This window comes from Marivirga harenae, from assembly GCF_030534335.1.
Classification (GTDB): Bacteria; Bacteroidota; Bacteroidia; order Cytophagales; family Cyclobacteriaceae; genus Marivirga; species Marivirga harenae.
This window is the reverse complement of the sequence record NZ_CP130565.1, coordinates 1,247,879-1,270,960: the sequence shown is the minus strand read 5'-3', so window position 1 is coordinate 1,270,960 and position 23,082 is coordinate 1,247,879. Positions and strand designations below refer to the sequence as shown.

Here is a 23,082-nt window from a genome sequence, read left to right as displayed (position 1 = left end):
TTATACTTTTGTAATTTGCAGTGTTGAATTCTGCGTATTTCTTTAAGGGCAAAAATAACATATTTGAAATAGAACCAAACCAAAACCTAATGATAAAAATCGTATTGAGCCTTAGTATTTTACTTTGCTGTTCTTATTCCCCTTTGCATGCCCAAATCATTCAAGATGACTTTTCGGATGGTAATTTCACTAATAACCCAGAATGGATCGGAAATGGGAATGATTATATCGTGAACGATGCTTTTCAATTACAGCTGAATTTTCAAGATGAAGTATTACAACCCGCCTATATTGCTACATTATCAGAAAGTGGAAATTTGGATGACAAAGAATGGCGATTTGATGTGAATCTAGATTTCAGTCCTTCAAACTCTAATAAGGTTGAAATATATTTAGCCAGTACTACACCCGATTTGCGAGATTTTGAAAATGAGGAAAGCATTCAAGAGGGATACTATCTGGAGATCGGAGAAAATGGAAGCAATGATGGTATAAGTCTCTTTTACAGAAATGGAAGTGATGAACAAGTAATTGCCCGAGGAGGAGATCGCGATTTTGCTGCTGCTTTTGATATTCGAATTAGGGTAAGAAGAGATGCTGCTGCTAAGTGGGAAATTGCCGTTGACCGGAACAAAGGCGAAAATTTCACCACCATTGCCACGGGTACAGAAGCCAGTTTTAATGAAACAGGATATACAGGTTTCATTTGTTATTTCACCTCCAGCCGAAGTAATAGCTTTTATTTTGATAATGTCTATTTGGGAGATTACATTTTTGATACTATTCCTCCGCAGATCTTGGAATATGAAATTTTAAATAATCAGGAAATTCAAGTGTTGTTTTCCGAGGAGATTACGGAATCTTCAGCCACTGACACTAGCCATTATTTTTTAAGTCCAGGAGAAATCCCGCCTTCAACAATTAAGCATAGTGAAGATACCGTTTGGCTAACTTTTGAAGATGCACTCGAAAGCGGATTGGATTACAGTTTGGGCATTGAAAATCTTAGTGATTTAGAAGGAAATCTATCCGATAGCGATACTGTTGAGTTTTTCTATTTTGAAGTGGAAGAGGCGGAAGTTGGCGATGTGATCATTAGTGAGTTTTTTCCAGACCCCACACCCGTTTTGGGCTTACCCGATGAAGAATTTGTGGAAATCTATAACCGCTCTGATAAATTCATCGATTTGGCAGACTGGCAAATTTCAGACAATACTTCCTCTTCTGGACTATTACCATCTTTTATTTTGTATCCTGGAGAATATCTGATCTTAGCCCCTTCATCAGCCGAAGAGAGCTATGCGGAATTTGGAGAAGTCATAATCCCATCTTCATGGAGAGCTTTGAATAATGGTAGTGATAGCGTGATTATTTCCAATGCTCAGGGCATTAAAATTGATGGATTAGGTTATGATTTAAGTTGGTATCAAGATGAAGAAAAATCAGAAGGAGGCTATACCATAGAAATCATAAATCCTGATTTGATTTGCTTTGACGAAAACAATTGGCGAGCATCTGAAGCTACTGAGGGAGGAACACCAGGAAAGGAAAATAGCATTTCAGATTCTGGATTTTCAGGTCATCCGCCTGAAATCAACTCTTTTAAAGCTACCCAAAATAACCAACTGGCAATTGTATTCGATAAAAGGATGGATTCAAATTCCGTACTCGATGCTGTATATACTCTCAAACCTGCGATAGAAATTTCTGGAATTGGCTTTGAAGGCGACCTGGAAAACACTATTAAACTGAATTTAGCCGATGAATTACAAAATGAAGTTACCTATGAAGTCAATATTGATGAAGTAGCAGATTGCAATGGAAATATTTCACAAAATCTGTCTTCAAGTTTTTTATATGATATTATCCCGCCACAACTGGATTCTGTATTATTTCTTTCCGATTCCGTTTTGCTTTTAACCCTTGATGAACCCTTGGATACAGTAAGTGTAGAAAATATAGAAAATTATGATTTATCTCCTCAAATAAATTTAGAAGAAGCTCGACTATGGAGCGAAAACCAAGTGGTTTTGATATGGAAGAATGATTGGATAACGGGATTCCCATATACTTTGACTTTAAATGGTATTACAGATTTATCAGAGAACCCAATTTTGGATTTCGAAAAAGAAATTATTTTAACAAGTCCTGCCAAGCCGGGATTTAATGAGTTGATCATCACGGAAATTATGGCCAATCCTAATGGAGATCAAGAATTGCCTAATAGGCAATATGTGGAAATTTACAATCCGACTGATGAATTACTGTCGCTTGTGGATGTAAAATATATGGATGAGCGGGATACGGTTGCATTAGACTTGAATTATATTGAAGCTGGAGAATATTTGCTTTTAGCTCCTAGCTCTGCTGAGGAGGGTTTGAGTCCTTATGCTAGGGTGATTGGTTTAAGCCCTTGGCCCAATCTGAATAATAGAGGAGATGATCTACAGTTAATAACCGATGATACCATTGTCAATCAAGCTTTTTATAGTGATCAGTGGTATAAAGAAAATTTTAAATATGATGAGGGAGGTTGGTCGTTGGAAATGATTGATGTCCGAAATCCGTGCTTGGGCATTTCGAATTGGAGAGCATCTATAGCCGATGCACAAGGGACACCAGGAATGGAGAATTCGGTGACAGAAGAAAATATAGACCAATCTGGTCCTGAGCTGGAAAAAGCTTTTGCTCCTAATCCAAAAACAGTAATCGCCAATTTTAATGAGGTAATTGACATAACCCAAATTCGAAGAAATCAATTTCGTATCAGCCCTTCCATTCAAATTGAAAGCGTAGAAATGCTCGATTTGAGTTCAGTAAAATTAAAATTAACAGATGAATTAAAAGTAAAAGTTCGCTACAGTTTAAATACTAATAACCTAACGGATTGTGTCGGAAATATTATCAATTCTGATGCTAATCAAGTACATTTTGCTTTAGCAGAACCTCCTGAACAAGGAGATGTTGTATTGAATGAGGTACTTTATGATCAAAAATCAGGAGGAGCAGATTTTATAGAATTGCTTAATATTTCTGATAAATATATTAATCTCAGTGGTTGGACAGTAGAAGGTAATAGCGATGAAAATGTGATTTTTAAAAACGAAAATGTTATCGTAGCACCAGGTCAATATCTGGCCTTAACAACTGATAAAATAAGTATCATTGAAGATTATCCTACATCCCATCATGAGGAAAACATTGTAGAAGCCAATTTGCCTACATTGACTAATGCTGAAGGAATAGTTAGAATAATTTCCGCCAATAAAGCATTAGAGGAATATTTAGAATATTCAGATGACTTGCATTTGCCTTTTTTACGCACCGTGGATGGAGTTTCATTAGAAAGAATCCATCCTGAAGCGCCAATCAATGAAGCAGATTCATGGAGCTCCGCTGCTTCGGCTGTGGGTTATGCCACTCCTGGTAAAGTAAATTCCCAATTAACAAATGAAAATACCGGCTTTGGAAATATAGAAGCCAATCCGAAAACTTTTGCGCATAATCAGCCCGGTAGAAATTTCACCTTAATTAATTATCGATTAGATGATGCAGGAACAAAGGCCACGGTAAAGATATTTGATATGAAAGGCACTATGGTGAATACTCTAGCCAATAATGAAACCCTCAGCAATACGGGCTTTTTTCGCTGGGATGGAGTAGATTTTAATGGCAGAAAAGTAAGAACTGGTTATTATATTATTTATTTTGAACTTTTTACAGCGGAGGGAAATAAGAGAGTGGTGAAGGAACGGGTGGCTGTGGGGTTTTAGACCCCTCTGTCCTTCGGACATCTCCCCTGAAACAGGGGAGAAGCTGGTTTGTGCTAAATATTAGCAATATGCTAAATTGAATCCTTTACCTAGTATACTAAATTAAGGATTCAGGGAGAGGAATAAAATGCAACAATTTGCTCGAAGCAGTTCCCCTCCTTAGGAAAAGGAGGGGTGTCCGTAGGACGGGGTGGTTGTATGAAAAACCTTGTTGTGTCGGTTATTTAAAAATATAAATTATTTACTTAATTGGCATAGTTAATCCACCACCTCACTCTCAATAGAAAACCTCACCTCATCTTTCATGGCCATTTTTTGTCGACCATAAATTTTGTAAGAGTCTAAAACACTATAATCTTCAGATTTTTTGAAGTTGATTTCAAAATTTCTTTCGGAAACATAAAGCGCATTATTTTCATGATAGCGAGCTTCCAGTTTTTTTACGGAGCTATCATTATCGAAATACACATACAAGTACTCTATTCCTAAAGAAGGTTTTTCAGTGGTATATCGCCAGATTTTCCCATCGCTTGTTTGTTCTTCAGTGGCTTCATAGGCATCAAATAAGGTAGGCTTATTAATGTCCGCTAATTTGAAGACTTCCAACTCATTTTTCCAACCTAATGAATCGAATTTCATAGTGTCAGTCTCATGTTTTCCATCTACCTCTATGGACTTTTCAACTTTTGGTTGTAGTTCAGTCAGTAATTGGGACTGCTTGTCAATTAGGTTCTCTACATCATAGTACTCATTGATGGGCTTTTCCCTGACGGCTGTTTCGCAAGCAAAGAAGGACACTACTATTACTGAAAAAAGAATACTGTTGAGCTTTCTCATATTTTATAAATGAAAATTGAAAGGGATTTGTTATATCAAACCCCTTCTGAAATTATTAACTAATCAGGATATCCCCTGTCATTTCTTTTGGAATGTGAACCCCCATAATTTTTAAAATGGTAGGCGCTAAATCTCCTAATTTACCATCTTTCATGGAGCCGTTAAATTCATCATCAACTAAAATGCAAGGCACAAGATTAGTGGTATGAGCCGTGTTTGGGCTTCCGTCATCGTTGACCATATAATCTGAATTTCCGTGATCTGCTATGATGATCGTAGCATATCCATTTTCTTTAGCCACTTCTGTCACTGTTTTTGCACAACTATCCACTGTTTCACAAGCCTTAACTGCTGCTTCAAATACTCCGGTATGTCCCACCATATCAGGATTTGCAAAATTCAAGCAAACAAAATCAGTCTCTCCTTTTTTCAATTCGGGAATAATTTTGTCTCGAATATCGTAGGCGCTCATTTCGGGTTGCAAATCATAAGTAGCCACTTTCGGAGATGGACACATTAAGCGTTTTTCACCATCAAATTCAGTCTCTCGACCACCAGAAAAGAAAAAGGTAACGTGAGGATACTTTTCGGTTTCGGCAATTCTAATCTGCTTTTTACCATTTTTTTCCAGCACCTCACCTAAAGTGTTGGTCAAATTATCCTTTTCAAAAAGCACTTTTACCCCTTTAAATGTATCATCATATTTGGTCATGGTAATATAATGCAGATCTAAAGGATGCATGTTTTGCTCATGGAATGCTTTTTGAGTTAAAGCTTGGGTTATCTCTCTACCTCTATCAGTTCTGAAATTAAAAGAGATGACTACATCCCCCTCTTGAATTTTTGCAATTGGCTCTCCGTTTTCTGTATTGATAATAGGTTTGATGAACTCATCCGTTACGTCTTCGTCATAGGAAGCTTGTATTGCATTTGAAATGGACTCAGTTTGCTTTCCTTCGCCATGAACCATCGCATCATAAGCTAATTTTACTCTTTCCCATCTATTGTCACGATCCATAGCATAGTAACGGCCTGTAACAGAGGCTATCTTTGCACCAGTTTCTTTTGCATGCTTCTCTACATCTTCCAGATAAGCTTTGCCTCCATTGGGGTCAGTATCTCGCCCATCAGAAAAAGCATGTACAAATAAATCTTTTACGCCTTCTTCATGAGCTAAAGTCATTAAGCCTTTCAAGTGCCCTATGTGAGAATGAACCCCACCATCAGAAACTAAACCAATGAAATGGACTTTCTTATTATTTTGCTTGGCATAGCTCATCGCTTCTGACCAAACGGGATTTTCTTTAATAGACTTTTCTTCTATTGCTTTATTGATTTTCACTAAATCTTGATAGACGATTCGGCCGGCACCAATATTCATGTGGCCCACTTCAGAATTTCCCATCTGTCCTGCGGGCAAGCCCACTGCCAGACCAGAGGCATCAAGTTTACTGTTTTTATATTTTCCATAGAGGCTATCCACGAAAGGGGTGTTAGCTTTGTCTATTGCAGAAACTTCTTTGTTGGTGGCTATGCCCCAGCCATCCAATATCATTAAGATTACTTTATTGTTCATGTTGAAAGTATTTCCTTTAGAAAAATGTATTTACTCATTCTTTACGATGTAAAGATAGCAATTGTTGAAAAACTCACTAAGCCGTTTCCACTTCTTCCCCAGCCATATCAAATATTATCGATTTGGCCTGTTCTATATTTTCTATATTCTCTATTTTAAGTATTGGTCTACCTTTATAGTCTTTCATCTTACATTTTTTAGAATGCATTTGCACGAAAGTTAGAATCCTACCGAAAACATCTGATTTAAAATATTTTTCATTATCAGCCGGAACGAAATAAGCTTTTAAGCTACCATTTTTAATTAACAATTTCTCAAAACCAAGGCTTTCAGCTTTCCAGCGGATGCGTACAGTTTCTATCAAATCGTAAACAGGCTCAGGTATTGGTCCAAAACGGTCTTGCAAGGATTTTTCAAAAACACCCAGCTCTTCTTCGTTTTTGATATTGTCCAGTTGTGAATATAGGCTTAATCTTTCCGTGATATTGCCCACATAATCCTCCGGAATCAGGATTTCCAAGTCAGTTTCAATGGTGCAATCCTGTGCAATGATTTTGGCTTTTTTAGCTAGCTCGTCCTTAAATAAATCAGCAAAATGACTCTCTTTCAATTCTGCCACGGCATCATCCAAAATTTTGTGGTACATATCAAAACCTAAATCGGTGATAAAACCGCTTTGTTCTGCTCCCAACATATTCCCGGCTCCACGAATATCCAAATCACGCATGGCGACTTTGAAGCCATCGCCCAAATCGGAAAATTCTTCTAAAGTGGTCAATCTCTTTCGTGAATCTGAACTTAACCCTATGGTTGGAGGCGTCAACAAATAGCAAAAAGCTTTTTTGTTGGAGCGCCCAACACGTCCGCGCATTTGGTGCAAATCGGACATGCCAAACATATGCGCATGATTAATGATAATGGTATTGGCATTAGGTATATCCAAACCGGATTCGATGATATTTGTGGAAACCAGTACATCAAACTCTCCTTCGATGAAACGCATCATGGCTTTTTCCAACTTTGCCCCGTCCATTTGTCCGTGAGCAACTCCAATTCTAGCATCAGGCACTAATTTGAGAATGATATTCCCAACTTGTTCTATATCACCAATTCGGTTATGTACAAAAAACACTTGTCCACCTCTTTGCAGTTCAAATGCAATGGCATCTCGCAAAACTTCTTCATTGAAAGTATGTAGCTCCGTAGTGACGGGTTGGCGATTGGGTGGTGGGGTTTGGATTACACTTAAATCTCTTGCTCCCATTAAACTAAAGTGCAATGTCCTTGGTATAGGCGTGGCGGTAAGTGTCAAAACATCTACGTTGACACGGAATTCCTTTAGTTTATCCTTTACAGAGACACCAAATTTTTGCTCCTCATCGATAACTAATAATCCTAAGTCTTTAAACTTCACATCTTTATTTACAATTCTATGTGTTCCTATTAAGATATCAACTTTTCCTTCTTCTGTTCTTTTGAGAATCTCTTTAATTTGCTTGGTGGACTTGAATCGATTGATGTATTCCACCGTAATCGGCATTTTTTCTAACCGCTCAGAAAAAGTTCTGAAATGTTGCATGGCTAAAATCGTAGTGGGTACCAAAACCGCCACTTGTTTATTATTATCCACTGCTTTAAAAGCTGCTCGGATGGCTACTTCAGTCTTACCAAATCCCACATCACCACAAACTAGTCGATCCATTGGGTGCTCTAATTCCATATCAGCCTTTACGTCCGCAGTAGATTTGGCCTGGTCTGGAGTATCTTCATAAATGAAAGAGGATTCTAATTCTGCCTGTAAGAAACTATCTCGATCACATCCAAAACCTGGGGCAGATTTTCTTTTCGCATATAGCTCAATTAAATCCTTGGCAATATCCTTTACTTGTCTCTTAGCTTTCTTCTTTTTATTTTCCCATTCAGGTGAACCTAATTTGCTTATGCTCGGGGTGCTCCCTTCTTTTCCACTGTATTTTGAAATTTTGTGGAGGGCATGAATGCTGACATAAAGCAAATCATTATCACGATATATTAAACGGATGACTTCCTGCTTCTTACCATTATTGTCCACCTTATCCATCCCGGCAAAACGCCCCACACCATAATCAATATGCGTTACAAAATCTCCCGGCTGAAGGTTTTTCAACTCCCGAATGGTAATGGCTTTGGATTTGCTTTGTTTGTCTTTGGTTTTGTAGCGGTGGAAACGCTCGAAAATCTGATGATCAGTATAGCAAGCTAATTTTAGTTGCTCATCTATAAATCCTGCTCGCAGTGTATGCGGCAAAGATTGAAATTTGATAAAAGGATCAATTTCTTCAAAGATATTTTTCAGTCGCTCGGTTTGAGTTAAAGATTCCGAAGAAATGATATTGATTAACCCCGCTTCTTGATTGCTTGAAAGATTGTCTGCTATGAAATCAAAATTTTTATTGAAAGAAGGCTGAGGTTTCGCTTGATACTCAAATTCCTGATTTGCCTTTAAATAAAAACGATTACCAAATTCTACTTTCAGAAATTTTTCCATCCCTGTTTTGAAACTGCCAGGCGTTTCAAACAACATATGAGGTTCTAAAACGACTTTCGTTTGCTGTGTGCTTTCCAGTATTTCTTTGAAAGACTTGGAAGCTTTATCGTAATATTGCGCTAGCACATCTAGTGTTTGCTTAAAATCCTTGAACCAAATTTTTGTATTGTTAGGAATGTATTCCAGTAAAGATTCTCTGCTTTCCTCCAATAGCTTTGTTTGCACATTGGGAATGATGTTGATTTGCTTTACTGTGTCTGTAGAAAGTTGCGAAGCCACATCAAAAGTCCGGATGCTATCAATTTCGTTTCCAAACAATTCTATCCTGTAAGGTTCATCACTGGCATAGGAAAATATATCTATTATTCCCCCACGAATGGCATATTGCCCGGGTTCGTATACAAAATCCGTAGGTTCAAAATCGTAAGTCTGTAATAGTTCTGCTATGAATTCCACATCCAGACTTTCACCTACTTTAGCGGTGAAGGTATTTGACTTTAAGGACTTTTTATTGATTACTTTTTCAGAAAGTGCCTCAGGATAGGTTACAATAATTTCTCCTGTGGACGATTTGTTATTGATCCGGTTTAAAATTTCAGCCCTCATCAGCACATTCGCATTTTCTATGTCATCAAACTGATAAGGTCTTTTATAGGAAGTGGGAAAAAGTAGTGGTTCTTTAAAATCTAATAGGTTTTGCAAGTCATTTTGAAAATAAGCCGCTTCCTCCTTATCATGCAAAATAATAAGCTGGTTCTGATGATTTAATAGATGGGAAACCGCAACGGCTATAGCATCCAAACTACCCACTAAACCTCTAAACCTGATAGTTTGATCTTCATTGGGCTTAAGAGAAGCTACCATCGTTTGCATGATGGCATCGTCCTTATATAATTTTAGAAAGTCTTTAATTTTCAAAACAGATACAATTTAAATTTTGTGCTCACTTTTTCGTTATAAATTCGTAAACACCCTGCAAAGGTAAAACAAACTAATGGGAATGGGGCATAGTTCAAGTTTCGCGCAAAGATTTAATGAAAAAATAACTAAACGGATTATAAAGAGTTATGAATGAAGAGACTAAAGAAATCAGTTGGGAAGATTTTTCTAAAGTTGAAATGCGTGTGGGTACTATTGTAAAGGCGAAAAATTTTCCTGAGGCAAAGAGACCAGCTTTTATATTAGAGATTGATTTCGGGGATTATGGGCTAAAAAAGAGCTCTGCTCAAATTACGGAGCTTTATAATTTGGATGATTTAGAAGGCAGAAAAGTAGTAGCAGTTGTTAATTTTCCTCCTAAACAAATTGCGAACTTCATGAGTGAATGTTTGGTTTTAGGTGCGGTGGATGAGTCGAGAATTAGTCTGCTCGGAGTTGATGAAACTGCAGAAAATGGATTAAGAATTGCATAAATTGAGCTTTAGGGCTTTAGAATATGGATAAAAAAACGAAAGACGAGGAGTTATCATTTTTTGAAAGGGTGGAGAGAATGCACCCGTATAAAATGATTTTTATTTTGAGCTTATTGGGTAGCTCTTTAATCTTTTTATTTCTGCTTTTTTCATTTTTTATGAGTCTTGGAAACGAAGGTCAAAAGGATATTGAAATTCCTGCAGTTTTTGCTTTAAGTACCGTTTTGATCGGTGCTTCTAGTTTTATGATTCATCCTATTCACAATCTGTTTAAAGCAGAAGAGATTTCATCATTATTAACTGCCTTGCGATTCACCTTCTTTTTAGGCTTAGGATTTGCTTTATGTCAAATTCTGGGTTGGAAAGCCTTAAGAGAATCAGAAGTTTTATTTTCATCACAAGTTTCAGCTTCTTTTCTATACGTTTTAACAGGTTTACATGCCCTTCATTTTCTGGCCGCACATACTTATTTGGGCTTTCTGATTTTTCAAACACAAAACATTTCGAAAGACCCGGTTAAATATTTAATCGCTGAAACCAATCCGTTTTGGCATTTAAAATATAAACTTATTACCAAAGCTTGGCACTTTTTAGGCATCCTTTGGGGAATATTGGTGCTGAGTTTTTGGATTTTTTTGTAGAGTCCTGACCTTCTAATGGAAAATTGATTGCAGAAGAACAATAGCATTCACACTGATTCATCCACTTGTATTTTGTACTGATGAATTACATCAGTGATAACTATCCCCGCTCAGAGCTATGGGGCAGGTTTATATATATCCACTAAAGCTTCTTCCAACTTTTCATACTTAAATTCAAATCCAGAATTTAAAGTTTTTTTTGCACTAACTTTATTTCCACCTAAGACCATTTGAGCCATTTCACCTAATAATAGTTTCATGGCAAAAGCAGGAACATTCGGCAAAATCAAGGGTTTATTCAAAACCTTGGCCACTGCTTTTGTAACCTCTTTATTTGTTGCAGGATTAGTTCCCACTCCATTGTAAACTCCAGTAAATTTATTTTCAAGCAAATGTAAAAACAAACGAGTTAAATCATCTATGTGAATCCAACTCATCCATTGCTTTCCTGAACCCAATGGTGCTCCTGCCATTAATTTAATGGGCTGAGCCAATTGAGGTAAAGCACCTCCTTTTTTAGTCAAAACTATTCCGATTCTGATTTTTGCCGTTGGGATTTTCAAGGATTCAAATTGATCGACTGATGCTTCCCATTTCTGTGTGACATCAGCTAAAAAGTCGTTGCCAGCTTTTGATTCTTCATCAACTAATTTATCTCCAGTGTCCATACCGTAATAACCAATAGCACTAGCACTAATAATATGTTTAGGAGCGTCATTCGGTATCTTTTTAATGGTATCGTACAATAAGGAGGTAGACTCAGTTCTACTTTCAACAATTATTTTTTTCCGAGTTTCTGTCCATTTTTTATCTGCTACTCCTGCACCAGCAAGATGGATAATCACATCAGCGAATCGGATAGCTTCCTTTTCTATTTCCTGATTTTTTATATTCCATAGAAACTGCTTATAAGGGTAGTCACTTTTTTTATTTCTAGTCAGATGTGCTACTTCATAGCCATTTTCTTTCAAAATAGCTGAAAGTTCTGTTCCTACTAGTCCTGAGCCACCTGTAATTAGTATATTTTTCATATTCTTAAATTCTTATCTGTTTAACTCATGCCAGTAAAATATGTTGGACTTGCACATTAATCTAAATATTTTAGGCTTGATTATTGTAAATTGAATACCATACATAACTATACCATAATGTCTATATTTGCGTTTGTAATTTTATAGAAATGACTCAATATGTTACGATTTATACTACTATCCGCTTTTTTATTATTCAATTTAAACTTTTCCTCAGCTCAGTTTCAAACTGTAGAATCCCAGCATTATCTGCTTGGAGTTGATGTTAAAGGGTTTGAAATTATACTACCATTTTCAAAGGAAAAAACAGAGGAAAGCTGGAAAGTATATGCAAAGGAATTTGGGAAAAGCGAGGAAACTCAAGCCCATAAAACCTATCAAACCACTTTCAGAACGGATATTTATTCCGAAGAGGTCTTAATTTATAGTCAGGTAAAAGGTAATAATGAACAAAGTACTATTTGGGCGGGAATAGACCCACAGGGGATTCCAAAAGATGTTTATCCTGAACTGCAAAATGCATTAGAAGAGTTCATTTATAATTTTAATATTAAAATGAGGACCGATTTGGCCCAGAAGAAAATTGATGAATCAGAGCAAGCAGCCACTTATTTGAGTAAGGAATTTGAAAGCCTTAAAAAAGACGAACGAAATAATCAGAAGGGCTTTGAAAAAACCAATGAAAAAATTAATTCTTATGAGGAAAAGCTTACCGAGCTGAGGACTGACTCAACCCAGTATTCAGAAAATCTCCAAAACTTAAAAACTTCAATCGATTCCCTCTATATTGAGCTAGAAAAAGTAAAATCCATGGTGGAGACTTATAAAAAGAAATTGGAGGAGATTAAGTAAACCTATTTATTTTTCTTTAATCTCACATAAACCAATTTCAAATGGTTTTTTGTCCCAATTCTCTCTTCAATTTCAAATTGCCTGAGTGATTTTAATAAAGGGGTCAGTTTTGCAAAACCATAGTTTCTGGAATCGAAATTGGGTTGCTTTTTCTGTAACAAATTCCCTACATCTCCTAAGAAAGCCCATCCATCTTCATCTGCCAAATCAGAAATAGTACTGGTAATCAATTTGATATCTTTTGGGGTAACTTTATCAACTGAAACTTTAGACTTAGATTCAGCATTTTCCCTTTCTTCAGCTTGATTGTTAAGTATTTCTATATAAATAAACTTATCGCAGGCCACAATAAAAGGATTAGGTGTTTTCTTTTCACCAATGCCGTAAACTTTCATTCCTGCTTCACGCAGTCGTGTGGCTAAGCGAGTGAAATCACTGTCGCTAGAAACCAAACAAAAACCATCAACTTTTTCAGAATATAAAATGTCCATGGCATCGATGATCATGGCAGAATCTGTAGCATTTTTACCAGTAGTATAACCGTATTGCTGAATGGGCGTGATGGCATTTTCCAACAACAAATTTTTCCACTTGCTTAAGTTTGGCTTGGTCCAATCGCCATAAATTCTTTTGATGGTTGGATTGCCGTATTTAGCAATTTCCTCCATCATTTCCTTTACATTGGCGGACGGAATATTATCTCCATCGATTAATACTGCTAAATTTATGTCCATATTCTACTTAAGAGTTGTTTTATTTGTATACTCTTAAAAACTGCAAGAGTTGATGAAAATACATATTTCTATTCCACTAAATCGTAATACACTTCAAAATCTCCATATTCTTCTTTAGTCATATTTTGGAGAAAAGTAGTTGATATCCAGGCATCCCCGAATACAGATTCATATTCAATAAAAAACATATTATTGTTCATGCTAAAATAATTATAGAAAAACTCTTTAATAGGGCCTAATCCTGAGCTACCACCTCTTGCTGAGAAAAGCTCCATTGTTTCTCCAGGACTCAATACAATTCCTTCAATAATCGAGGCAGAATTCCACGAATATACTGTGTCAGTATTTTTATTATCGTAAAACATTTTCAGGTTAAAATGTAGGAAGGTCGAATCTTTTTCTTTTATATATAATCCTTTTATAAAAGCTGGTCCAAGACCTTTATTTTTAATATTGATCGAAAAAACATCGTCACCTGACTCGTCAATAAATTGAAGATATGGAAGTACTGCTGCTTTTTGTTGTTTGACTGTAAGTTCATATTGTTTATCCAATATATGACTTTGATAAAGTAAAACTACTAAAGTAAAGAGTGCAATCGCCATTGCTGACAGACTCACTATTTTATCGGCATTCCAGAACTTCTTTTTGGATGGTTTTGGATTGTATCTTTTTTTGTAATAGGGCTTTTTGTGTTTTCTTCGTTCAGTTTTGTTTGAACTATTATCTTTATTCGAATTGGCTTCCATTTATTTTAATATTGAGAGGATGTAATTTGACCATAAGAATACAGCAGAATAATTTATAATCCAACTTAATCATGCTTTCTGTCAAAACCTTTTCTTTTGTATTAGAAAATAATCTTAAACTATAACTTTAGCCGAACCGTTTTTATACAAACCGAAAAGCCCTAATAAGGGACCAAGTGCTAAAATCAAAAACAACAGACTTGGAGCAAGTTCAATTCTTAGATAATTCAAAATTTGAATACTTACTATCGTTATAGCAAAGCCAATGGAGTTCACTATCGTTAATGCAGTTCCTTTTATTTCTGCTGGAGCATTTTGTGCTACTAGTGTTGAAAAAAGAGGGGAGTCCGCGATTACAACCATGCCCCATAAAATTAAGAATGTGATGAATACTGCAGGGCTACTATAAAGGATCAGCAAAGGAGATAAAAGGCAGCACATACCAGAAAGAAATAATGATATGGAAGCCGTCTTTCTAACCCCAATAAATTCAGAAATATACCCTCCTGAAATACATGATAAACTTCCGGCTCCAATGATTACAAATGACAACAGTGGGATATTAAAGGTTGATAGTTCTTGTTGGTCTTGGTAGATCGATAAAGCCAAAGGGACGAAAACCCAAAAGGCATACAATTCCCACATATGGCCAAAGTAGCCCAAAGCAGATGCTCGAAAATCCTTTTTCTTAAATACTTGAAAGAAAGCCGAAAAATCTGGCTTTTGACTTCTTTTTTGAAAAGGACCATCAGGAACAAGTAATAGCAACAAGATTCCTCCCAGCGTTGCCAAGGCGGAGGTAATGTAGATCACTATTTCCCATTGAATATTTTGTGTAAATTCTTTTAATAGATGTGGAAAAGCGGTGCCCAACACTAAAGCTCCTACCAAAAATCCTAAAGACTTACCTAATCCCTTTTCGAAATAATCAGAAGCTATCTTCATACCTACAGGATAAATTCCGGCCAAGAAAAAGCCTGTTCCAAAGCGAGTGCTTATCAAACTGATTAATGTATTTCCATCCCACACGCCTCCTAAATTAAAGAGTGACCCGATTAAGGCACAAACAAAAAATACTTTAGAGGGAGAGAAACGATCTGCAATAGAGAGCACTGCAAAAACTAATGTTCCTATTATGAAACCAAATTGAACAGCTGAAGTCAAACTCCCTAAAGCCGTTGGTTCTAAGCTAAAACTGCTTAATAAATCAGGCATTACCGCATTTCCTGCAAACCATAAGGAAGTGCAGCAGAACTGAGAGAAAACGATGATAGGAAGTATTCTGGAAGAAGGCTTCATATAATATCTTGAATCAATTTTATCCTTAAAGGTATTATTTCCTTCGGAGAATTCTTAAATATCTTTATTGCCTCTATTTAGCTCGCTAATTTTCAGCGCTTCTTCTTTTTTTAAGATAGATACTAATAATAGCCCTCTACCATCTTTTCGCTTTCACCCCAAAGACGCTCTCTTGCAGCTTGACTGTTTGCTAGAGAAGAAGCTTTCTTTACTTTTTTATCCTTGAAGTAAGAGCCATTTTTATCTTGGGACAAGTTACTACTTGCTAAATAGATGGATGTGGAGGCGCCTTCCCTCGTGCTTTTCATAAATGGTGTTCCTAATTTCCACATCAATTTGAAGAAGCCCGGCAATTGTTCACCAAAACCAGAATCAATTACTCCTGGATGTAAAGCGTAAGAGGTTAAGCCTTTGTCTACTAATGATTTTGTAAAGAGCACATTGTATAATTTAGCATTTCCATATCCCAGTATGGTGGAATATTTCTTCTTTAAGTTCAAATCAGACCAATCTGGCTTTCCTGCTCTGTGAGCTTCAGAGCTCACATTAATTACCTTGGTTTTGCTTTTCTCTAGTAAAGGCATCGATATTTTAGTAAGTAGAAAATGCCCTAAATGGTTTACGGCTAAATGCAGCTCAAAACCATCTTTGCTTTCTAAACGCTCATGGAATGTTCCGCCCGCATTATTAATTAGCACATCCAATTTATCAGTTTTTTGTAAAAGTTCTTCTCCTGCTTTCCTTACAGATTTAAGGTCGGCCAAATCACATTTAATGATGATAATATTTTCTTTGTTATCCCAATCGGCAATTACATCTTCTGCTTTTTCGGTATTGCGAACCAAAAAAATTAAGCGGTTACCTTTTTTCAATAATTCTTCGGAGGTGGCCAAGCCAATTCCTGATGTGGCTCCTGTGATCGCGATGGTTTTCGTATTACTCATAGGAATACCCAACCTGTTTGTGAAGAAATGGTTGGGGAAATTTTTATGTTTTTTTATTCTACTTTTTGAAAGTAGTTATCTGAGCCATCTGAAGGGGAGCCGTTAAAAAGCATATAATTTTCAGAAAAATATAAGGTGCCAAATGTGTTTGAAATTGGCTCCTCCGTTTCTAGGTACAAAGCATCTCCATCTCTTTCCTCAAATTGCCAGTGCAACGTTCGTTCCAAATTCTTATTCGTAAAAACTTTCACACTATCCCCTTCAAATCGCAGATCAAAATAATTGTCTTCTACCGCAGACCATTTATTGCTGTCTCCAAAGCCACAGCAGTAAGTATAAATTAAATTCCAGCGTCCTTGTAAATGCTCTTTTGCTGATGCTTTGGTCCAATTTGCAGCTTCATGATTGGAGTAAAATTCTTGTTTATTGAATGGTGCCTTTGTCTCATCTTCAGTACATGAAAAAACTAATGCAACAATTATTATCCACGGGAAAACTATTTTCATAATTTCTGATATTTTAAATGGCTATTTATATAGACCCACATAAATATAAAATAGTTGCACCTTTGTTTTTTCCTTGTCTTTATTTTCTTGGAAGTCAAACATATTGAAAGATAGAAGGTTACCTGTAAAAAAACATGAAACTACTCATCACAATTTCTCTTGTTGTATTAACTTACCGTATACAAGCACAAGATATGTTATCTATGGCAAAGGCTGAAAGCCGACAGCTCATTTCAATGGCTAATGTCACTGCAAACAGTTCAGATGGAATTTATAGATATTATGCTAAAGGAGCTAAAGAACCTTTCACTGGCATATTGTTCTCAAAATTTGAAAATGGAAACTACGACTCCTATCAGGAATATGTTGATGGTGTTGGTCACGGAACGTGGATTAATTATTATGAAAATGGTAATTACAAAGAAATAGGAAACTATCAGCAAAACAAAGTGACAGGACTCATCAAAAAATTTCACGAAAATGGGGAATTAGCATCCGAAGGAGTGTATAAAGACTGGAGAGTGAGAGTGGGGAAATGGACTTTCTATAATGACCAAGGGCAGTTACTACAAAGTGTCGATTATGGCGAAAAGGGAAGTATAGTAGAGGTAAAAGAGTATTACGAGAAGGGGGAAATTTCTTACAGCTGGTATAGTAGGATTCTAAATGAAAATGGGTTTTAATCATTAAGTTATATGATATCCATCATTATATTTGTTGGATTGACGTAGTAGATTAGCAGCATAAAAAGAAGCCCGATGACAGACTTAGAAATCGCGAATAAAAGCCAATTACAACCCATCCAGCAAATTGCAGAAAAATTAGGTTTAATTCCAGATGAGCTTGAAATGTATGGAAAGTACAAAGCCAAATTACCTCTGGATGTGATTAATGATAGTAAAGCTGAAAAAAGCCATCTTATTTTAGTATCTGCTATTTCTCCAACGCCCGGAGGCGAAGGAAAAACTACTATGTCCATAGGGCTTTCTGAGGCACTTAACCAGTTGGGTAAAAAGACGACTGTGGTGCTTCGAGAACCTTCTCTTGGTCCTGTTTTCGGAATGAAAGGAGGAGCTACAGGAGGGGGAAGATCTCAGGTTTTGCCGCTGGAGGATATCAATCTCCATTTTACAGGCGATTTCTCCGCTATCGAAAAAGCTAATAATTTACTTTCTGCCATTATTGATAACAATCTTCAAAGTAAGAGTAATTCACTAGGACTCGACCCAAGAACCATAGCTTGGAAGCGAGTTATGGATTTAAATGATCGAGCATTAAGAAATATTGTGGTAGGAATGGGTGGCACAACCAATGGAATTCCAAGAGAAACGGGATTTGATATCACGGCAGCATCAGAAATTATGGCCATTCTTTGCCTTTCTTCTGATTTGATTGATTTAAAGAAGAGGCTTGGAAATATTTTTGTTGGATATACTTTCGATAAAAAGGCGATTTATGCTAGAGACTTGAAGGCAGAGGGAGCTATGACTGCTTTGCTTAAAGATGCAATTAAACCTAATCTCGTACAGACAATTGAAGGAAACCCAGCGATTATTCATGGCGGACCTTTCGCTAATATCGCTCAGGGCACCAATACGGTCATTGCCACAAAAATGGGCATGTCATTATCAGATTATACGGTAACGGAAGCCGGTTTTGGCTTTGATTTAGGGGGCGAAAAATTTCTAGATATTAAATGCCAAAGTGCAAATTTAAAACCTAAAGCCGTGGTTTTGACCACTACAATTCGTGCGCTGAAATACCATGGCGGAGCAGATCTAAAAACACTCAAAGAACCCAATGAAGTAGTTCTGAAAAACGGCTTTCCCAACTTGGAGAAACACATTGAGAATGTGAAAAAGTATGGGATAACGCCAATTATCGCCATTAATAAATTTAGCACAGATAGCGAGGAAGAAATAGAGGCGGTTCTAGAATATGCTAGAAGCAATAATATTCAGGCAGAAGTGGCAGACGTTTGGGCAAGTGGAGGAAAAGGGGCATTGGATTTGGCACAAATTGTTATTGATTCTGTAGATGCCGAAATTTCAGATTTCAAACCTTTGTACAATTGGAATAGCCCAGTAGAGGAAAAAGTAGCTAAAATTGCAAAAGAAATTTATGGAGCTGATAGAGTGGAATATGCCAGTAAAGCTAAAGCAGATTTAAAGCGAATCGAGAATTTGGGGCTAACGAGTTTACCTATTTGCATTGCTAAAACCGAAAAGTCCCTCTCTGATGACCCTAAACTTTTAGGAAGACCAAAAGGTTTTGTCTTGACGGTAAGAGAAATAGAAATCGCTGCTGGAGCAGGATTTATTATTCCGATTACGGGAAATATTATGCGGATGCCAGGCTTGCCAGCCCATCCGGCCTCAGAGCAAATTGATGTGGATGAAGAAGGAAGGATTACAGGTCTTTTTTAAGCGTCTAGCCCATAAAGGGATGAGCACTATGTTAATTGTTACCCATTTGACTATTGACAACATCTTTCCTTTTCCTATTTTTTATGGAATTTTAACAAAATTGAAGAATAATAGAAAATAGACGTTCAATATTCACTAAGCAGCAGAAGGTTTAAATAGATTACCCATAACCTAATAGTTCCGTCTTTCCCTAATTTGAAATATTGCCTAGTTAGCAATAATTTATAAACTATTTATATATATATTGAAAAGTTAATTCAACAGTCACCAAAACCTGGGTAGATTTTGGTAGCTAAAAAAACGTTCCTTTTTGTTTAATATCATTTAAATCGAATGGAAGTGTTTATCACTAATAAGTAAACCAATAATTATTCAACATATTAAACCTTACAATGAACCTATTTCTTAAAATCACCCTCAGCTTATTATGTCTAATAATGTTACCTTATCTGACTTTACAGGCTCAAGATTGTAATTGTGAAGATTCTTTCGAAAAGACGGTGGACGTCTATGAGAAAGATTATTCTCTTTTTATTTATAAAGTCACCGATGAAAATCGCGACTTATACACGGCACATACCGATATTATGCGCACAAAAGCAATGCAAACGGATAATTTGCAAGACTGTAAAACCATCTTAGTACAATGGCTTGATTTTTTTAGAGATGGGCATACTTACCTGAAGATTTCCACATCAATAGATCTCGATATCGAAAAAATCCCGATTTCAGAGAAGGAATTCAAAAGCAGTTATAAACGCAATGAATATAAGCAAAATCCGCTTTTGGGAATATGGCAGTATAAAGGATACGAAGTAGCTATTATTCCCAATCCCAAAAATAAAAATCAGACCAGAGATTTTGTTGGGCTTGTAATTAATAGCAGTAATGAAGATTGGAATCAAGGCGATGTAAAATTCGAACTTACCAGCGATTTCGGAAGCAATTACAAGTCTACTTTCATGATGGGTGATCATACCCCCAAAACCGTCAAAGCTTATCAACTTAGTGAAAGTAAACTGAGCTTCGAAAACCTCAATGAATGGACTAAAATATGGCCGAAAACCAGTAGCGAAGTTTCCGAATCTGAAATTGTTGAAAAATTTGGTCAATTTCACTTTACGGAAATTGATGGCATTCCTTATTTGAGATTTCCTGATTTCTATTCTGTAGATGAACTCCATGTCGACAGTATAATGAAAGCTAATCATGAAAAACTTTTAGCTTCAGAATTTATCATTGTGGATATTCGAGAAAATGGAGGAGGAAATGATGTTACATACTACCCCCTGCTACCGTACATTTTGAGCGGTCCTATTCAAATTCCTAATACAGGCTTATGGATGAGTGATGGGAATATTAAAAAATTCTTTGAATCAAGCGACTTGAAAGGCAAATCGATCGATGAGTACACAGCAGAAGAGCGGGAGCTCTACGATTATGTGATGTCGCTTAAAGGCACTGCATTTTTTGAAGACCCTAATTATTTCTATGAATATGAGCCTGACACCATTTATACAAGCCCTATGAAGGTTATACTCTTGAGTACAGAAGCTGGCAGTTCAGGAGAAACCTTTGTTTACAGAGCGAATCAAAGTGATAAAGTAGTGGTTTATGGTCAAAATACTGCAGGAGTAGTCGATGGATTCAATGGCCTTTCAACGGATATTGGTTGTTTTACACTGACGTACCCTTCTTCCTTTCGAGCAAAGGACGTGAATGAAAACCCAATAGATCCATATGGCATTGCACCAGATGTATATGTTGATGAAGATGTTGATGTTTTAGCTTACTCAATTCAGCACATGAAGCAGTTGATCAAAAATGTGAACTCAAAAAAATAAAAAAACTCACTAGATGAGGACTAAGCATTAGTTATGCGATCACAAATATGGTACAATGAATCGATATGGCTTCATGACATTTATAATATTGTAAATATAAAAAAACTAGCAGTGGTAGAGACAGTAGCAAATTGTCCGTTCCACTGTCTAATCCCCAAAATCAACCTGATTTTTAAAAGATCTAGAGATGTTCAGCCATTCTTCTCCAACTTTGACTTTTTCTTTTTGAAAAGCGGTTATTTTATCTTGATTGATGATAAAGGATCGGTGAATTTGGATAAAGCTTTCAGGGATTTGTTCTTGAAGTGATTTCAAAGTCATTTTGCTCATCAATGGTTTTTCATTTTCCAATACGAACTTTAAGTAGTCACCTCTTGATTCAATAAAAAGCACTTTGTCCAACAGTAATTTCTGCTGTTGCCTGTCAATTGAAATGAAAATATGGTGAGATTGTTGATTCACTTCTGAATTACTAGATTCTAATCCGTTGACAGCCTTCAAAAAGCGTTCAAATGAAATCGGCTTTAATAGATAATCTAGTGCTTTTACCTCAAATGCTTCAACAGCATATTTTCGGTGTGCTGTAATGAAAATAACTTTTGGCTGGATGGGATTGCTTTTAATGAAAGTCAGCCCATCTAATCCGGGCATTTCGATATCAATTAATAGCAAATCAACTGGATTTTTCTGCAAGAAATCACGAACCTCCCAGGCATTGGTGAAAGTGTCTTTCAAATCCAGAAAGGGAACTTTGGCCACATAATCGCTGATAAGTTCGCGTGCCAAAGGTTCGTCATCGGCTATAATGCATTTCCAAGTTTTCATTTAACAGGGATTTGGATTTCGATTTTAAAATTGCCCTCACTAATGGACTTCTCCATTTTGTATTCTTCTTTGTAAATATAAGAAAGTTGACTTTCAATATTTTTTAGGCCTATTGCTTTTGGATTACTTTCGTTGTGTAAAAAGTTATTGGAAAATGATAGAAGCAGATTACGGTCTTTGCTTTTGATCGAATACTTGATTTTCAATTTTCCGGTATTATTTTTCCCTCCATGTTTAAAGCAATTCTCCATTAAGGTAATCAGAATCAAGGGCGGAATTTTAATAAAAGCATCCTCTGGAGCTCCCAAATTTTTTTCAATTTCCAAACGATCCCCAAAGCGGAAACTTTCCACATGAATATAGTCTTCTAAAGTGCTTATTTCATCAGATAATAGGATCAAGTCTTTTTTGCTATTCTCTAGAATATACTCTAACAAAGCACTCAATCGCAAAATTAATTCAGGTGCTTTATCTGATTTCTTAAGTGATAAAGCGTAAAGATTATTCATTGTATTAAATAAAAAATGTGGATTGAGCTGGCTTTTCAGAAAGCGCAGTTCTGCCTGTGCCATATTTTTTATGGCCTCATTTTTTTCATTTTCCGTGGTTCTCCATTTATCTATGCTGGTGATGGCTACGAAAAGAAATACAATCAAGAATAATACGGTATTTAGGATGGCTATATCACGAGTGCCGGGAGGCATTAATTCAAATTGATAATCTGCAATCACAATAAAAACCACCGTATTAATGAGTAGTATCAAAAATATCGCTGAAATAATGAGGTAAACTACATAAAGAACAAATCTCAATTTTTTATCCTTCAACAGATACTTAGGAATCAAGTAATTGGATATCAGGTAAGCGCAAGCAATGGTTACGGGCAAATAAATCAAACTTAAAAGCAGTGCTTCATTCCAATTGTTGTCATAACTAATCAAAAATGCACAAAGCAAAAATGAAAGTAGCCAAAAAGCGATATGATATAGGTAGTGCTGCATCTGGAAAAAGTAAAATTAAACAACTTCAGTTAAGATGCATTTTTTATCGACCGATAACTTCTTTAGGTAGGCAGAACACAAAATTCACCTTCTAAATCTAAAATT

At 36.3% G+C, this 23,082-nt stretch carries 18 protein-coding genes; 7 read left to right on the top strand and 11 right to left on the bottom strand.

Annotated elements, in window-relative coordinates:
* Positions 1–89: 89 nt before the first annotated feature.
* A complete protein-coding gene (locus Q3Y49_RS05375) occupies positions 90–3,773 on the top strand; it encodes a lamin tail domain-containing protein (RefSeq protein ID WP_303271260.1) in 3,684 nt (1,227 codons plus the stop codon).
* 258 nt (positions 3,774–4,031) lie between these two features.
* On the opposite strand, the gene Q3Y49_RS05370 is transcribed toward Q3Y49_RS05375, so the two are convergent.
* The 3 genes from Q3Y49_RS05370 to mfd all read right to left on the bottom strand — a co-directional run bounded on the left by Q3Y49_RS05370 (position 4,032) and on the right by mfd (position 9,631).
* Positions 4,032–4,610, bottom strand: a complete 579-nt coding sequence (locus tag Q3Y49_RS05370; RefSeq protein WP_303271259.1) for a hypothetical protein — start codon at positions 4,608–4,610, stop codon at positions 4,032–4,034.
* Positions 4,611–4,665: 55 nt separating this feature from the next.
* Positions 4,666–6,186, bottom strand: coding sequence for a 2,3-bisphosphoglycerate-independent phosphoglycerate mutase (gpmI, locus tag Q3Y49_RS05365; RefSeq protein ID WP_303271258.1), 1,521 nt, complete (start codon positions 6,184–6,186; stop codon positions 4,666–4,668).
* A 76-nt stretch (positions 6,187–6,262) separates the two neighbouring features.
* Positions 6,263–9,631, bottom strand: a complete 3,369-nt coding sequence (gene mfd / locus Q3Y49_RS05360) for a transcription-repair coupling factor (RefSeq protein WP_303271257.1) — start codon at positions 9,629–9,631, stop codon at positions 6,263–6,265.
* 149 nt (positions 9,632–9,780) lie between these two features.
* Here mfd and Q3Y49_RS05355 point away from each other — a divergent pair, with 149 nt between their 5' ends.
* Together Q3Y49_RS05355 and Q3Y49_RS05350 are read left to right on the top strand one after the other, a co-directional pair.
* The gene (locus tag Q3Y49_RS05355; RefSeq protein WP_303271256.1) at positions 9,781–10,125 is read left to right on the top strand and encodes a tRNA-binding protein; all 345 of its coding nucleotides are present in this window, start codon (positions 9,781–9,783) and stop codon (positions 10,123–10,125) included.
* 23 nt (positions 10,126–10,148) lie between these two features.
* A complete protein-coding gene (locus Q3Y49_RS05350; protein ID WP_303271255.1) occupies positions 10,149–10,766 on the top strand; it encodes a cytochrome c oxidase subunit 3 in 618 nt (205 codons plus the stop codon).
* A gap of 116 nt (positions 10,767–10,882) precedes the next feature.
* On the opposite strand, the gene Q3Y49_RS05345 is transcribed toward Q3Y49_RS05350, so the two are convergent.
* Positions 10,883–11,797: a TIGR01777 family oxidoreductase gene (locus Q3Y49_RS05345; RefSeq protein WP_303271254.1), complete on the bottom strand. Its 915-nt coding sequence runs from the start codon at positions 11,795–11,797 to the stop codon at positions 10,883–10,885.
* Positions 11,798–11,956: 159 nt separating this feature from the next.
* On the opposite strand from Q3Y49_RS05345, the gene Q3Y49_RS05340 reads away from it, so the two are divergent.
* Positions 11,957–12,649, top strand: a complete 693-nt coding sequence (locus Q3Y49_RS05340; RefSeq protein WP_303271253.1) for a coiled-coil domain-containing protein — start codon at positions 11,957–11,959, stop codon at positions 12,647–12,649.
* 2 nt (positions 12,650–12,651) lie between these two features.
* Here the strand turns inward: Q3Y49_RS05340 and Q3Y49_RS05335 are convergent, their stop codons facing one another.
* The 5 genes from Q3Y49_RS05335 to Q3Y49_RS05315 all read right to left on the bottom strand — a co-directional run bounded on the left by Q3Y49_RS05335 (position 12,652) and on the right by Q3Y49_RS05315 (position 16,881).
* Positions 12,652–13,383 carry an NYN domain-containing protein gene (locus Q3Y49_RS05335; RefSeq protein WP_303271252.1) on the bottom strand — a complete coding sequence of 244 codons (732 nt, stop codon included), beginning with the start codon at positions 13,381–13,383 and terminating at the stop codon, positions 12,652–12,654.
* A gap of 68 nt (positions 13,384–13,451) precedes the next feature.
* A complete protein-coding gene (locus tag Q3Y49_RS05330) occupies positions 13,452–14,132 on the bottom strand; it encodes a hypothetical protein (protein WP_303271251.1) in 681 nt (226 codons plus the stop codon).
* A gap of 114 nt (positions 14,133–14,246) precedes the next feature.
* The gene (locus Q3Y49_RS05325; RefSeq protein ID WP_303271250.1) at positions 14,247–15,431 is read right to left on the bottom strand and encodes an MFS transporter; all 1,185 of its coding nucleotides are present in this window, start codon (positions 15,429–15,431) and stop codon (positions 14,247–14,249) included.
* Between the two features lie 122 nt (positions 15,432–15,553).
* Positions 15,554–16,375, bottom strand: a complete 822-nt coding sequence (locus tag Q3Y49_RS05320) for an SDR family oxidoreductase (protein WP_303271249.1) — start codon at positions 16,373–16,375, stop codon at positions 15,554–15,556.
* 53 nt (positions 16,376–16,428) lie between these two features.
* Positions 16,429–16,881, bottom strand: a complete 453-nt coding sequence (locus Q3Y49_RS05315; protein WP_303271248.1) for a hypothetical protein — start codon at positions 16,879–16,881, stop codon at positions 16,429–16,431.
* A 203-nt stretch (positions 16,882–17,084) separates the two neighbouring features.
* Between Q3Y49_RS05315 and Q3Y49_RS05310 the strand changes: the two genes are divergently transcribed.
* The 3 genes from Q3Y49_RS05310 to Q3Y49_RS05300 all read left to right on the top strand — a co-directional run bounded on the left by Q3Y49_RS05310 (position 17,085) and on the right by Q3Y49_RS05300 (position 21,151).
* Positions 17,085–17,564: a toxin-antitoxin system YwqK family antitoxin gene (locus tag Q3Y49_RS05310; protein WP_303271247.1), complete on the top strand. Its 480-nt coding sequence runs from the start codon at positions 17,085–17,087 to the stop codon at positions 17,562–17,564.
* A gap of 75 nt (positions 17,565–17,639) precedes the next feature.
* A complete protein-coding gene (locus Q3Y49_RS05305) occupies positions 17,640–19,307 on the top strand; it encodes a formate--tetrahydrofolate ligase (protein WP_303271246.1) in 1,668 nt (555 codons plus the stop codon).
* A 437-nt stretch (positions 19,308–19,744) separates the two neighbouring features.
* Complete coding sequence (locus Q3Y49_RS05300; RefSeq protein WP_303271245.1) at positions 19,745–21,151, top strand: S41 family peptidase; 1,407 nt, start codon at positions 19,745–19,747, stop codon at positions 21,149–21,151.
* Positions 21,152–21,298: 147 nt separating this feature from the next.
* On the opposite strand, the gene Q3Y49_RS05295 is transcribed toward Q3Y49_RS05300, so the two are convergent.
* Positions 21,299–21,976, bottom strand: coding sequence for a LytR/AlgR family response regulator transcription factor (locus tag Q3Y49_RS05295; RefSeq protein ID WP_303271244.1), 678 nt, complete (start codon positions 21,974–21,976; stop codon positions 21,299–21,301).
* A complete protein-coding gene (locus Q3Y49_RS05290; RefSeq protein ID WP_303271243.1) occupies positions 21,973–22,977 on the bottom strand; it encodes a sensor histidine kinase in 1,005 nt (334 codons plus the stop codon). Before Q3Y49_RS05290 ends, Q3Y49_RS05295 begins: the two co-directional genes overlap by 4 nt.
* Positions 22,978–23,082 lie beyond the last annotated feature (105 nt).

Coding starts and splice junctions, on each gene's coding strand:
- Q3Y49_RS05375 (WP_303271260.1), top strand. CDS start 90: ATGATAAAAATCGTATTGAGCCTTAGTATTTTACTTTGCTGTTCTTAT.
- Q3Y49_RS05370 (WP_303271259.1), bottom strand. CDS start 4,610: ATGAGAAAGCTCAACAGTATTCTTTTTTCAGTAATAGTAGTGTCCTTC.
- gpmI (WP_303271258.1), bottom strand. CDS start 6,186: ATGAACAATAAAGTAATCTTAATGATATTGGATGGCTGGGGCATAGCC.
- Q3Y49_RS05355 (WP_303271256.1), top strand. CDS start 9,781: ATGAATGAAGAGACTAAAGAAATCAGTTGGGAAGATTTTTCTAAAGTT.
- Q3Y49_RS05350 (WP_303271255.1), top strand. CDS start 10,149: ATGGATAAAAAAACGAAAGACGAGGAGTTATCATTTTTTGAAAGGGTG.
- Q3Y49_RS05345 (WP_303271254.1), bottom strand. CDS start 11,797: ATGAAAAATATACTAATTACAGGTGGCTCAGGACTAGTAGGAACAGAA.
- Q3Y49_RS05340 (WP_303271253.1), top strand. CDS start 11,957: ATGTTACGATTTATACTACTATCCGCTTTTTTATTATTCAATTTAAAC.
- Q3Y49_RS05335 (WP_303271252.1), bottom strand. CDS start 13,383: ATGGACATAAATTTAGCAGTATTAATCGATGGAGATAATATTCCGTCC.
- Q3Y49_RS05330 (WP_303271251.1), bottom strand. CDS start 14,132: ATGGAAGCCAATTCGAATAAAGATAATAGTTCAAACAAAACTGAACGA.
- Q3Y49_RS05325 (WP_303271250.1), bottom strand. CDS start 15,431: ATGAAGCCTTCTTCCAGAATACTTCCTATCATCGTTTTCTCTCAGTTC.
- Q3Y49_RS05320 (WP_303271249.1), bottom strand. CDS start 16,375: ATGAGTAATACGAAAACCATCGCGATCACAGGAGCCACATCAGGAATT.
- Q3Y49_RS05315 (WP_303271248.1), bottom strand. CDS start 16,881: ATGAAAATAGTTTTCCCGTGGATAATAATTGTTGCATTAGTTTTTTCA.
- Q3Y49_RS05310 (WP_303271247.1), top strand. CDS start 17,085: ATGGCAAAGGCTGAAAGCCGACAGCTCATTTCAATGGCTAATGTCACT.
- Q3Y49_RS05305 (WP_303271246.1), top strand. CDS start 17,640: ATGACAGACTTAGAAATCGCGAATAAAAGCCAATTACAACCCATCCAG.
- Q3Y49_RS05300 (WP_303271245.1), top strand. CDS start 19,745: ATGTTACCTTATCTGACTTTACAGGCTCAAGATTGTAATTGTGAAGAT.
- Q3Y49_RS05295 (WP_303271244.1), bottom strand. CDS start 21,976: ATGAAAACTTGGAAATGCATTATAGCCGATGACGAACCTTTGGCACGC.
- Q3Y49_RS05290 (WP_303271243.1), bottom strand. CDS start 22,977: ATGCAGCACTACCTATATCATATCGCTTTTTGGCTACTTTCATTTTTG.